Annotated in this window: 11 protein-coding genes; 3 read left to right on the top strand and 8 right to left on the bottom strand. The window is 52.1% G+C overall.

What is annotated here, in order from left to right:
• Positions 1–88 precede the first annotated feature (88 nt).
• The 5 genes from rplI to yjfP all read right to left on the bottom strand — a co-directional run bounded on the left by rplI (position 89) and on the right by yjfP (position 2,467).
• Positions 89–541: a 50S ribosomal protein L9 gene (gene rplI, locus OI69_RS05470; RefSeq protein WP_010279043.1), complete on the bottom strand. Its 453-nt coding sequence runs from the start codon at positions 539–541 to the stop codon at positions 89–91.
• Positions 542–582: 41 nt separating this feature from the next.
• Entirely contained in the window at positions 583–810 is a 228-nt protein-coding gene (rpsR, locus tag OI69_RS05475) for a 30S ribosomal protein S18 (protein ID WP_005974788.1), read from the bottom strand.
• 4 nt (positions 811–814) lie between these two features.
• A complete protein-coding gene (gene priB, locus OI69_RS19085; RefSeq protein ID WP_015841576.1) occupies positions 815–1,135 on the bottom strand; it encodes a primosomal replication protein N in 321 nt (106 codons plus the stop codon).
• 5 nt (positions 1,136–1,140) lie between these two features.
• Positions 1,141–1,533, bottom strand: a complete 393-nt coding sequence (gene rpsF / locus OI69_RS05480) for a 30S ribosomal protein S6 (protein ID WP_005974793.1) — start codon at positions 1,531–1,533, stop codon at positions 1,141–1,143.
• A gap of 181 nt (positions 1,534–1,714) precedes the next feature.
• The gene (gene yjfP, locus OI69_RS05485; RefSeq protein ID WP_039347064.1) at positions 1,715–2,467 is read right to left on the bottom strand and encodes an esterase; all 753 of its coding nucleotides are present in this window, start codon (positions 2,465–2,467) and stop codon (positions 1,715–1,717) included.
• A 193-nt stretch (positions 2,468–2,660) separates the two neighbouring features.
• Here yjfP and OI69_RS05490 point away from each other — a divergent pair, with 193 nt between their 5' ends.
• Complete coding sequence (locus OI69_RS05490; RefSeq protein WP_039347067.1) at positions 2,661–4,601, top strand: methyl-accepting chemotaxis protein; 1,941 nt, start codon at positions 2,661–2,663, stop codon at positions 4,599–4,601.
• Positions 4,602–5,141: 540 nt separating this feature from the next.
• Positions 5,142–6,674 (top strand): methyl-accepting chemotaxis protein, encoded by a 1,533-nt coding sequence (locus OI69_RS05495; protein WP_052198312.1) that lies wholly within the window; start codon positions 5,142–5,144, stop codon positions 6,672–6,674.
• A gap of 56 nt (positions 6,675–6,730) precedes the next feature.
• Here OI69_RS05495 and rlmB read toward each other — a convergent pair whose 3' ends face one another.
• The 3 genes from rlmB to nsrR all read right to left on the bottom strand — a co-directional run bounded on the left by rlmB (position 6,731) and on the right by nsrR (position 10,481).
• Entirely contained in the window at positions 6,731–7,462 is a 732-nt protein-coding gene (rlmB, locus tag OI69_RS05500; RefSeq protein ID WP_039347071.1) for a 23S rRNA (guanosine(2251)-2'-O)-methyltransferase RlmB, read from the bottom strand.
• A gap of 95 nt (positions 7,463–7,557) precedes the next feature.
• A complete protein-coding gene (rnr, locus tag OI69_RS05505; RefSeq protein WP_039347074.1) occupies positions 7,558–10,014 on the bottom strand; it encodes a ribonuclease R in 2,457 nt (818 codons plus the stop codon).
• 41 nt (positions 10,015–10,055) lie between these two features.
• A complete protein-coding gene (gene nsrR / locus OI69_RS05510; RefSeq protein ID WP_039347077.1) occupies positions 10,056–10,481 on the bottom strand; it encodes a nitric oxide-sensing transcriptional repressor NsrR in 426 nt (141 codons plus the stop codon).
• A 294-nt stretch (positions 10,482–10,775) separates the two neighbouring features.
• Between nsrR and OI69_RS05515 the strand changes: the two genes are divergently transcribed.
• The gene (locus tag OI69_RS05515; protein ID WP_039347080.1) at positions 10,776–12,347 is read left to right on the top strand and encodes a methyl-accepting chemotaxis protein; all 1,572 of its coding nucleotides are present in this window, start codon (positions 10,776–10,778) and stop codon (positions 12,345–12,347) included.
• Positions 12,348–12,517 lie beyond the last annotated feature (170 nt).

The following is a 12,517-nucleotide window of genomic DNA, read 5'->3' on the forward strand; positions in this document are numbered from 1 at the left end:
GAACTGGCTAAAGCCATAATGCAAAACGCTGGCACAAGGCCAGCGTTTCACATGTTAACTAAAGTGTTAATTCGACGATAAACGTGAATTAGGCTTCAGCAACAACAACGACATTCAGTTCAGCAAAGACATCGCTGTGTACCTGGAAGCTCACTTCGTGCTCACCCAGAGTACGCAGAACGCCGTTCGGCAGGCGAACTTCGCTCTTAGCAATATCAACACCGGCAGCCGTTACCGCATCAGCGATATCGCGAGTACCGATGGAACCGAACAGTTTACCTTCGTCGCCTGCTTTAGACGCGATAGTAACGCTACCCAGTTCTTTGATCTTAGCGGCGCGCGCTTCAGCAGCAGCCAGAACGTCAGCCAGTTTGGCTTCCAGTTCAGCACGGCGTGCTTCGAAGAACTCAACGTTTTTCTTGGTTGCCGGGACAGCTTTGCCCTGTGGCACCAGGAAGTTACGAGCGTAGCCCGCTTTAACGTTTACCTGATCACCCAGGCTGCCCAGGTTTGCTACTTTATCAAGCAGAATAACTTGCATTACTTTATCCTCTCAAAGTCTCGTTAATGGACAGTGGCCGATTACTGATGACGGTCAGTGTACGGCAACAAAGACAAGTAACGCGCACGCTTGATAGCGCGGGCCAGCTGACGCTGGTATTTTGCACGAGTACCGGTGATACGGCTCGGAACAATCTTGCCGCTTTCAGTGATATAGTTTTTCAGCGTAGCGATATCTTTATAATCAATCTCTACAACGCCTTCCGCGGTGAAACGGCAGAATTTGCGACGACGGAAATAACGTGCCATGTGGCTAGTCTCCAGAATCTATCAATTCAATCTGCTCGGCATGTAACACTATCTTGCTCAAGCCATTGCGCCCTTGATGGCAGCTAATGAACCCGTGCACGGTAAGTTGCGTGCCGACCGTTATACTGTGGGTAACTGCTTGTGACGAGAGTCCACTGACAATCACGGGCATACGACACCATGCTTGCCGACTCAATCCGGCCTCTTCCTGTGTCGAGCGGTGCTCAAGCACAAACTGACAGTGAGGAATACCTGACGGACTGACTTTACGAATGGGCGTCTTGCACACTGTGCCGGACAACACCAGACGATTCACCGTCACCACAACAATTACTCTTCAGAATCCCCTGCATCCACATCATCGCCAGCTTCAGCGAAATCTTCACGACGCTCACGGCGTTCGTCTTTCGCTTTCACCATTGGAGATGCTTCAGTTACCGCGTGCTTAACGCGCATAACCATGCTGCGGATAACGGCATCGTTAAAGCGGAAGTTTGTTTCCAGCTCATCGATCGCTTCCTGCGGTGCTTCAACGTTCAGCAGAACGTAGTGCGCTTTGTGCAGTTTGTTGATCGGGTAAGCCAACTGACGGCGGCCCCAGTCTTCCAGACGGTGGATCGTGCCCTGCGCACCAGTGATGGTAGCAGTGTAGCGCTCGATCATGCCCGGAACCTGTTCGCTCTGGTCAGGATGAACCATAAATACGATTTCGTAATGACGCATCGAATTGCTCCTTACGGATTATTCAGCCTCCTGTCTGGGTCAACCGCGGCCCGTGGAGGCAAGGAACGTGTATGTGTGCGGCTGAAAAAATGACGCGTAAGTATAGTGCCCGACATTAAAGAACACAAGAAAGAAACACAGACGTTTTCTTTCTTGTCCGATTCAAGGGAGCAACGCAGGATTACAGCGCCCGCCGAAAGAAATCGGCTCCGGCCTGTAGCGCCGTCGGCGTAATACGATGGGTCACACCCGGCTCAGTCAGATACGTCAGATTGGTCAGTTTATCGCAGGCCTGTAATGCCTGATGGAGACGCGCACTTTCTGCCGCTGGCACAACATCATCCGCGTCACCGTGCCACACCAACAGCGGCCTATCAGACAGCGCATCCAAACGTGTGCTGACATCATAATCAGCCAGTTTAGCCGCCAACGCCTGCAATATTGGCTGATTTTCTGCACAATCCGCCGGAACCGGAGGAAACAGCGTTGACGATAGCGTAGAGAAGTAGCCGGAACCCATAAACGCCGCGACAGCGGTGATCCAGGGATAGCGCGCCATGCACCCCAGCGCACTCATGCCGCCGAGCGACGCGCCGCAAACGCCAATGCGCTCCCCTTCGATCAGGCCACGTTGCCGATATTCCGCGACATAATCAGGCAGTTCCTCAATATTCGATTGCAGGATATCCCAAAAGTGGCGCAGCCGCTGTGCGTCATCCCCACTATAACGGGCACCGTGCATTGCGGCATCGGGTAGGATCACCCGAAACCCAGCCTGCGCCAGCGCATAGCCAAAATACGAGTACACCTCTTTTGACGAGGTGTAGCCATGGAAGAAAAAAATCGTCGGTAAGGGCTGTTCCCTTCTTCCCACAGGCACCGCATGAATCGCCTCAATCCCGCTACCGAGTTTATCCAGTGACATTTCGACCATGTTATCCCTCTCCAGCTAAGTCCTGTAACCCCATAAATTAATTGATATTTCATGAAGATAAAAAATTGCATTGACGTAAGTCAATTTATGCAATGGATATTTACATTCGATTATTAAATTTTTTTTCCTTACTGCCGTTAACGCTTGTGAAGTGAGACTAAAAAATAACCTTTTTATTATAAGAGACACACATATGTTGGGACTTTCTTTTAAGCACTGGGGTTTGGGTATCAAATTATCAATTATCGCCTCTCTGAGCGTGGCGATATTGTTCATTGTGTTCACCCTCACTCTTACCCGCTCCGCAGGCCATCAACTAAAATCGTTGACCCTCAACGACATGCAGAGCCAGGTGAATGGAGTCACCGACATGATCAACATGTACGATACCAGCCTACAAGCCGAAGTCAGCAACTACACGCGGCTACTGGCGAGCTTTCTGCCGACGCGGTTTTCGCTGGATACCGTTAACCGTACGCCTTTCGGCAACACATCGCAGCCAACACTGAAGGCGGGCGATACAGTATTGAACCTCAACACCGAAGTGCCGGACGATTTCCTCAGCCGAACCAGCGCGATCTCAACCATTTTTGTTCGCGACGGGGAGGACTTTACACGCGTCACCACGTCATTGAAAAAAGAAGATGGATCGCGCGCAATGGGCACCAAACTCGATCGTGAAAGCCCAGCCTATCCGCTCGTGATAAAAGGTGACACCTACAGTGGGTTAGCCACGCTGTTCGGCAAACAGTACATCACCCAGTATCAACCGATACGCGATAGTCAAAACACGATTATCGGCATTCTGTTCGTCGGCGTCGATATCACGCAGCAATTTACCAAGATGCAACAAACTATTCTGAATAAGAAAATAGGTGAGGCAGGCCATTTCTTTGTGCTTAGCACGAAAAAAGGAAAAGATGCGGGTAACTACCTTTACCATCAAAGCAATGCCAACCAACGCCCTGACTGGTCAGAAGGTGCCGTAGAGAAAGTGTTGGCAACTGGTAATGGTACGATCGAATACGACAACCACTCGATGACAGGTGAAGAGAAAACCCGGATCATGGTGTACCGCAGTATCCCGCACTGGAACTGGATTGTTGCAGGCACAGTGAGCAAAGAAAGCCTAATGGCAGAGATTAATCACACTCGTAATCTGTTTTTAGGCGGTGGCATTATTCTGGTTCTGCTCTTCGCCGCCTTCTTTGTCGTACTGACGCGTAAGTGGCTGAGCCAGCCGCTGGTTGAAATCGTTAAAGTGGCGGAACAGTTTTCTGCCGGTAACCTGACGGCAACACTTTCCAGTAACCGCACCGATGAGGTTGGTCGCTTAATTGGTGCGATAAACGGCATCGGGCAAGGGCTGACCACCATTGTGGCGCAGGTGAGAAATGCAGCCGAAGAAATCAGCGTCGCGACCGATGCGCTGGCTACCGACAGCGAAAACATTAGCGAGCAGATAGCCCGTCAGGCCAGTAGCGTCGAAGAGACGTCTGCCAGCATGGAGCAACTCTCCGCCAGCGTGCAGCAGAACGCCGATAATGTCTCTGCCGCCAAAGATCTGGCCGAGCAGAGTGCGGCAGCGGCAAGGAACGGCAGCCAGACCGTCACCGATTCCGTTTCTACCATGAGCGATATCAAGAACTCATCCCAGAGAATTGCCGATATCACCACGGTGATCGAATCGATCGCGTTCCAAACCAATATTCTGGCGCTCAATGCCGCAGTGGAAGCCGCTCGCGCGGGCGAGCACGGCAGAGGCTTCGCCGTGGTTGCTGCCGAAGTGCGGGCGTTGGCACAGCGCAGTTCTACCGCGGTGAAGGAGATCGAAAACTTGATCGATGAATCACTGGAAAAAATTGAAGCGGGTTACCATTTTTCAGAGAAAACGCAGGCGGTCATGGATGACTTGCGTAACCGCATCCTTCAGGTCAGTACCATCGTGAACGATATTGATATCGCTTCACACGAGCAATCTGCCGGTATCGGCCAAGTGAATATTGCGATTGTGCAAATTGGTCAGGCAACGCAAGAAAACACCATTCTGGTCAACAGTTCGGAAGACACCGCGCAAAGTTTGCGCCAGAAAGGGCACCATCTCAGCGAACTGGTCAGCGTCTTCCGTATTTAACATCCGTGAAATATCCGCTTTTGTGCTGCCATGTTTATTCTGTCACGCAAAAGCGGAAAACACACCGCGGCTATCGCGTTGCAGCCCATTCCTCACGCTAACCTCAACTCACAAGCGGGCATCCTATTGCCCGCCCTTTCCGCACGAATATCCTCACATTTTTTAAGAAAATGAGTAAGAATTGCGTCTGGTATGCCGACAACAAATAAGAATGCCGATCGTTTAAAGATAGAGATACTGGGGGCTACCACGGTGCGAGGTCGCCCTGCGGGGACCTCGCACCGTGTTTCCCCCTATAAAATGCAAACGCGTTTTAAATGCCACTTGTGGCAGCCCGTCAGGGCGAATAAATCCACACTACGTGAACAGCATAAACAACAGATAAGGCATTTTTTATCAGCCAAACAGGAGGGCGTCTCACACTCATCACCTACCTTTTTATGCAATACATTTTTACACACACACAACGACAGAACATCCGTTCTTGGCCTGCAATGACGGAAAATAAATAATTAATTAATGAACTAAAGGAAGAAATTTATGCTGCACTGGATGTCATTCCAAAACCTGTCTGTGACAAAAAAGTTATTGGTGGGGTTTGGTTTATTGCTCATCATAGGAGTGATTCTCTCTATGGTTGGCTTTTACGGATTATACAATAGCGACCAATCATTGAAGCGTATCAGTCGTCTTGGCGCGATTTATGACAAAACGGTTGTCGCCAGAGAAAATAACTTCGCTTATGCACTGGAACGTAAAACACAATATCTGGAACAACACGATAGTGCGATCGGTAATATCAGCGAAGAGCTGTCAGCACTATTGAAAGCGATCGACTCGAGCCATTGGCCAACGGAAGATAAAAACGCGATTCAGGAGATCAGAACGTCACTCAATGCCTATATTTCTCAGCGCCAGCAGGTTATGAGCCCCAATGTGAGCCAACAGCAGCTCAGTGAATTAAACGCCCAGATGGCGCTCTTGCAGGAAAACATCAATAAACTTTACTTTACAGAAGAAACCCGTGCAGGCCGTAACGTCATTAGCAGCGATATACAACTGGGCGTGATTACGCTTATCGCCATCATACTCGGTCTGACTACCACCATCGTTATCTCACGGCAGATCGTGCGCCCGTTACATCAGGCGTTACATGCCACCCGTGCGATTGCAGAAGGCGATCTCACCGTACAGCTTCACACCGAACGCCATGATGAATTAGGCCAGTTGGTTTCCGCCATGGGGCAGATGAACGACAACCTGCACAGTATGATTGATAAGATTCGCCTCAGTGCGAACCAGATTTCCCATGCTGCGGAGGAAATTAGCGCCGGTAACGACGATCTTTCGTCTCGCACAACGCAACAAGCCGCCGCACTGGAAGAAACAGCCGCCAGCATGGAACAGTTGACGTCAACGGTGAAACAGAACGCCGATAACGCCCATCAGGCTAACCGGCTAGTTATGGATGCCTCCGATACCGCGAACCAAGGGGGAGAACAGGTTTCTAAAGCCGTGAATACCATGCACGATATCGCGCAAAGTTCTCACCGCATTGCTGAAATTACCTCAATGATCAACAGCATCGCGTTTCAAACCAATATTCTGGCGCTCAATGCTGCGGTAGAGGCGGCGCGAGCGGGTGAACAAGGTCGCGGTTTTGCGGTGGTCGCCAGCGAAGTACGTAATCTGGCACAGCGCAGCGCTCAGGCTGCCAAAGAGATCGATACGCTCATTGCCGAGTCGGTTTCACAAATTAATAACGGTGCGGCGCTGGTTAACGGCGCGGGGAAAACCATGGAAGGGATTGTACAGTCCGTGACGCAAGTCCACACCATCATGCAAGATATCACGACGGCCTCGGACGAACAGCATCGCGGTATTTCTCAGGTCGGCCAGGCAATTATAGAAATGGATCAGAACACACAGCAAAACACCGTGCTGGTGGAGCAATCCTCTTCTGCCGCTCACTCGCTGGAGCAGCAAGCACTCATGCTGTCTGAGGCCGTTTCCGTTTTCCGGCTTTTACCGCCTTCGCAACACGATCTTCGCAGGCTGACATCGGCTGCATAATCCCAACGACAGCGGGGTGCTTCATGGCACCCCGCTGCTATCAGTAACCGTTCTGATTATGCCCTCTGACGAACGGCTTCAAACAGACATACGCCAGTGGCGACAGACACATTCAGTGAGGACACGCTGCCCGCCATCGGAATACTGATCAATTCATCACAATGCTCACGGGTCAGACGACGCATGCCCTCTCCTTCCGCCCCCATCACCAGCGCCAGCGGCCCGGTCAGTTTGCTTTGGTAGAGCGTATGATCCGCTTCACCCGCCGTGCCGACGATCCAGATATGGCGCTCTTGCAACAGGCGCATCGTGCGCGCCAGATTGGTCACACTAATAACCGGCACGGTTTCCGCTGCGCCACAGGCCACCTTCTTCACCGTTGCATTGAGTTGCGCGGAACGATCGCGCGGCACAATCACCGCATGTACGCCAGCACCATCCGCATTCCGCAGGCACGCCCCCAGATTGTGCGGATCGGTCACACCGTCCAGAATTAGCAGGAAAGGCGTTTCCAGATTATCGAGCAGCGCGGGCAGGTCGTTTTCCTGATATTTCCGTCCTTCTTTGACTTTCGCTACGATCCCCTGATGCACCGCGTCGTCAGCCTGCTTATCCAGCCACTGGCGATTCGCCATCTGAATGACGATGCCCTGCGCTTCCAGTTCTGCAATCACGGGCTGAAGACGACGATCGTCACGCCCTTTCAGAACAAAAACTTCCAGAAAACGCTGGGGATCGCGCTCAAGCAGTGCCTTCACCGCGTGGATACCGTAAATAATTTCGCTCATTGATACTCTTCAAATTAACCATAACAGGCAAGGCCCGTTCATTAGAGATAGCGGTTTTACCGTCCCCCCGTTGCAGGAAGGACGGCTAACTCACCTTACTCAGCAGACTTTTTCTTCGCGCGTTTCGCTTTAGTCGCGGCGGCGATTTTACGTGTTTTTTCCGCGTTCTTTTTCGCTTTATCGCGGTTCTTTTTCGGTTTGGCGGTGGGCTTATCCGATTTTGCGTTGCTACTGCCTTCTTTGCGGAACGCGGCATCTGGTTCAAAATTGGCCGCCGCTTTGCTGGCGCTACGACGGCGTCGGGCAGGCTTAGCCTCACGCGACTCCGGTTTTTTCGCGCGGTCACGGGCGGTTTTACCCTCGCCACGTACCTTGCGCGTGCTGGAAATCAGCGCGAAATCAATGTTGCGCTCATCCATATGCACCGCCTCAACGCGGATTTCCACTTCATCGCCCAGACGATAAACCTGCCCGCGCGACTCACCGATCAGTCGCTGACCGATATTGTCGTAACGATAATAGTCATTATCCAGCGTAGAAACGTGTACCAGACCATCGATAAATAGCTCTTTCAGACGTACGAAGAAACCAAAACCGGTCACGCTGGAGATGATGCCCGTAAAGACTTCACCGACGTGATCCTGCATAAAGTCACACTTCAGCCAGTCGGCAACATCCCGCGTGGCTTCATCCGCACGGCGCTCGGTCATCGAGCAGTGCATACCGAGCTGTAGCATCTCATTAATATCGCTATGCCAGCCGCCCGTTGACGTCCAGCGCTCATGGCGATCGCTCAGCAGATACTTAATCGCGCGGTGCAGCGACAGGTCAGGATAACGACGAATCGGCGACGTAAAGTGACCGTAAGACGTCAATGCCAGCCCGAAATGGCCCCGGTTTTCCGGGTCATAAATCGCCTGCTTCATCGAACGCAACAGCATGGTTTGCAGCATTTCCCGATCGGGACGCTCCGCCACCTCATCCATCAATTCCGCATAGTCTTTCGGCTGCGGCTTCATGCCGCCTTTCAGCGTTAGCCCCAGTTCGCCCAGTACGCTACGCAGCGCTAATACATGATCTTCACTCGGTTGATCGTGTACGCGGAACAGCGCAGGCTCTTGGTTTTTCTCCACAAATTTCGCGGCGGAGATATTCGCCAGAATCATGCACTCTTCGATCAGCTTATGCGCATCGTTACGCACCACGGCTTCCACTCGTTCAATACGGCGTTCAGCATTGAAAATGAACTTCGCTTCTTCGGTTTCAAAGGCAATGCCGCCACGCACTTCACGCGCCTGTTCCAGCGCTTTGTACATGTGGTGCAGCTCTTCCAATCCGCCCACCAGCGGCTTGTAATGCTCACGCAGTTCGGCGTCGCCTTGCAGAATGTTCCACACCTTGGTGTAGGTCAGGCGGGCATGAGAACTCATCACCGCTTCATAGAATTTGTAGGACGACAGCTTGCCCTGCGAAGAGACGGTCATTTCACAGACCATACACAAACGATCGACCTGCGGATTGAGCGAACATAGCCCGTTCGACAGCACTTCCGGCAGCATCGGCACCACTTGCGATGGGAAGTAGACCGAGGTGCCACGCGCCCGCGCTTCGTGGTCAAGCGGCGTATTCGGCCGTACGTAATAGCTCACATCCGCAATCGCCACCCACAAACGCCAGCCACCACCGCGTTTCTTCTCACAGTACACGGCGTCATCAAAATCGCGGGCATCTTCGCCGTCAATCGTGACCAGCGGCAGCTTACGCAGATCCACACGGCCTTTCTTCGCCGCTTCCGGCACCTCTTCGGAAAGATCTTTCACCTGCGCTTCCACTTGAGGTGGCCAGGTGTGTGGAATATCGTGGGTACGCAGGGCAATATCGACCGCCAGCCCAGTGCCCATGTTGTCGCCGAGGATCTCGACGATCTTACCGACCGCTTTGGTGCGGCGTGTGGCGCGTTGTGTTAACTCAACCACCACCACGAAGCCCATGCGAGCTCCGTTAATTTCTTCTTTCGGGATCAGAATATCAAAGCTCAGGCGGCTATCATCCGGGACGACGAACCCGACACCAGCATCGACAAAATAGCGACCGACAATCTGCCCGGTGCGCGGTTCCAACACGCGAACAATGCGCCCTTCACGCCGCCCTTTCCGATCCGCACCCAGCGGTTGCGCCAGCACCACATCACCGTGGATGGCCCGTTTCATCTCTTCAGCCGACAGATAGAGATCGTCTTTGCGGCCTTCCACACGCAGGAAGCCGAAACCATCGCGGTGACCGATGACCGTACCACGCAGCAGATCGAGCTTTTCCGGTAACGCATAGCATTGGCGGCGGGTAAAAATAAGCTGACCATCACGCTCCATGGCACGCAAGCGGCGACGCAGCGCTTCGAGGGGTTCTTCTCCGGTTAATTGCAGATCGGCGGCTAATTCTTCTCGGCTAATCGGGGTATCGCGCTTGGCGATGTGCGCCAAAATATATTCACGACTGGGGATGGGGGATTCGTATTTTTCTGCTTCTCGTTCCAGGAATGGATCTTGTGACATTGCGGTTCCTCCGTTGTCATCAGCAGGAGGCTGAACAAAATTCATTCAACCAACAATAATTTATAAAGCGGCGGGTTTTCTTTGACCATATCAGCCAACGTGTATTGATCCAGCTCGTGCAGGAAATTTTGTACCGCCTGTTGAAGCACCTGCTTCAAGCGGCAGGCTGGCGTAATGTGGCAGAACTCATGATTACAGTTGACCAATGTGAGCGGCTCCAGTTCGCGCACGACATCGCCAATGCGGATAGTTTCTGCCGGTTTCCCAAGACGGATACCACCATTCTTACCGCGTACGGCCATCACCAATCCTGCACGACTAAGTTGATTGATAATTTTGACCATATGATTACGGGACACGCCATACACTTCCGTGACTTCCGAAATGCTGGTCATTTTCCCGCCCGGCAGTGACGCCATGTAGATCAGCGCCCGCAAACCATAATCCGTGAAACTTGTTAACTGCACATAAACCTCGGATACCTCTGGGTATCATTGACTGGCGTATAATTAAGTACACACCTGAAAAACCAACGCTATTGACAGATAATAAACCAGGCGCAAACACTACGGCTAATTATTTATACCCTTCATGACGAGAAGCCCGTCAGCAATACCCTGCTGCCCGACGCCTTTTGTACCTGCCATATCTTTTTACTTTTATCTCGCCACCACACAGATAACGTATTCTCACAACTTACACACCACATCCAATGATGCATGGATTATCACCCACGAAGGCAGCATAAGGACAAGGGCACCATGAGATTGAAAGATATTTCTATTCGTACCAGCTTATTAACGTTATTGCTGCTCATCACGTTATTGCTGCTCATCGTCAGCGGCATGGGCGTAGTTGCGATTAAGAAGGACAGAGAAACGCTGACGGCACAGAACCAGATCCAGGGCATTGAATTGGGTAGCCTGATGAGCGGATATAATCAAACACTGCGCGCGCGTGCCTCGGCAACGCTCGCGGTAAGAAAAATCGAAATCGGCCTGCTGGACGACGGAACCAAGGAAACCGGGATCGTAGAAAAGCACCTCCGCCAGTCGCAGGAAGATATCGAACGCGTGACCAAATCAGCCAATACCGATACAAAACAGCAGGCACTGGCACAAGACGTATTGAAAACCTATCAGGCTTACTTTCAGCAGGGCATGACCCCGATGCTGAGCGCACTGCAAAAACAGTATACCGACGAATATTATGACGTACTGGAAAAGCAGCTCGGCCCACTAAGCGAAGCCTTTGATTTATCGATCCAGAATTTTCGTCAGTATGCCCAGCAGCGTTCCGAACAGGGGCTGACGCAGTCCGAACGTAGCGAACACATGATGCTGTTGCTGATTACCCTGGCCTGCCTGCTCTCTATCACGCTGGTCGCGTTAGCCTGGGTTGCACTGCGGCACATGCTGCTCAAACCGCTGGATTATGCCATTGAGCAGCTAGGGTTGGTTGCGACGGGTAATTTGACGCACCGCCTGATTCAGGGAGGGAACAACGAACTGGGTCGGCTCAACGATGCCATCGGCCGCATGCAGGGGGCGTTGCTGGAGTCAGTTAGCCAGGTGCGCGATGCCAGCACGCAAATCGACCTCGGCAGCCGCGAGCTGTTTGAAGAAAACGCCCAGCTTGCCCAACGCACCGAAGAATCCGTTGCCGCACTGGAACAAACGGCGGCGAGCATGGAGCAGTTGAGCGCCACGGTGAAGCTGAATGCCGATCACGCCGAACTCGCGCATCAGCTCGCCAATAACGTGTCGAACACCAGCAGCCGCAGCAACGAGTCTGTCTGTTACGTCATTGAGAAAATGCAGGAGATCGCCGTCAGCGCCAAGCGCATTAATGACATTCTCAGCGTCATTGACGGCATCGCATTCCAGACCAATATTTTGGCGCTCAACGCCTCCGTCGAATCCGCCCGCGCCGGCGAACAAGGCAGAGGCTTTGCCGTCGTCGCCGGAGAAGTACGTAATCTGGCGCAACATAGCTCACAGGCAGCCAAAGAGATCCGCTCACTGATTATTGATTCCCAGACACGCGTGTCCGAAGGGCTGGAACTCGCCTCCAAAGCCGGTGAAACCATGGATGAAGTGACCGAAGAGATCATCCGTATTACACAACTGATGCGAGACATTTCCACCGCTACGCAAGAACAGCATCGTGGTATCGAGCAGGTTAACGTCGCCTTCACGCAGATCGACAAAGTCTCTCAGCACAACGCACAGCTCGTCAAAGCCTCATCCGCGACCACACAGTCGCTGGAGCAACAATCGCAACAGCTCATGCGGTCGATGGCGCTATTTCAGGTAGAACCTCGTTTCTCCTGATGACTACACCGCCGATAGAAAGCCTTGCTGACTATCGGCATCTCCTCTTGATTTGAGGAAAAAACAGCTAAGAATTTAATAAATAAAGAGAAAAAAACCATTTAATTTCTTCACACCGCTTTTTATCAGTCTACTTTCAGTATGATTTGAGTATTATTTTTTTTACCGCT

This window comes from Pectobacterium fontis, assembly GCF_000803215.1.
Lineage (GTDB): Bacteria > Pseudomonadota > Gammaproteobacteria > Enterobacterales > Enterobacteriaceae > Pectobacterium > Pectobacterium fontis.

What these genes read in the sequence shown, in the direction of transcription:
- OI69_RS05490 (WP_039347067.1), top strand. Translation starts at nt 2,661, where the DNA reads ATGTTGGGACTTTCTTTTAAGCACTGGGGTTTGGGTATCAAATTATCA.
- rpsR (WP_005974788.1), bottom strand. Translation starts at nt 810, where the DNA reads ATGGCACGTTATTTCCGTCGTCGCAAATTCTGCCGTTTCACCGCGGAA.
- rpsF (WP_005974793.1), bottom strand. Translation starts at nt 1,533, where the DNA reads ATGCGTCATTACGAAATCGTATTTATGGTTCATCCTGACCAGAGCGAA.
- OI69_RS05495 (WP_052198312.1), top strand. Translation starts at nt 5,142, where the DNA reads ATGCTGCACTGGATGTCATTCCAAAACCTGTCTGTGACAAAAAAGTTA.
- yjfP (WP_039347064.1), bottom strand. Translation starts at nt 2,467, where the DNA reads ATGGTCGAAATGTCACTGGATAAACTCGGTAGCGGGATTGAGGCGATT.
- rlmB (WP_039347071.1), bottom strand. Translation starts at nt 7,462, where the DNA reads ATGAGCGAAATTATTTACGGTATCCACGCGGTGAAGGCACTGCTTGAG.
- rplI (WP_010279043.1), bottom strand. Translation starts at nt 541, where the DNA reads ATGCAAGTTATTCTGCTTGATAAAGTAGCAAACCTGGGCAGCCTGGGT.
- rnr (WP_039347074.1), bottom strand. Translation starts at nt 10,014, where the DNA reads ATGTCACAAGATCCATTCCTGGAACGAGAAGCAGAAAAATACGAATCC.
- OI69_RS05515 (WP_039347080.1), top strand. Translation starts at nt 10,776, where the DNA reads ATGAGATTGAAAGATATTTCTATTCGTACCAGCTTATTAACGTTATTG.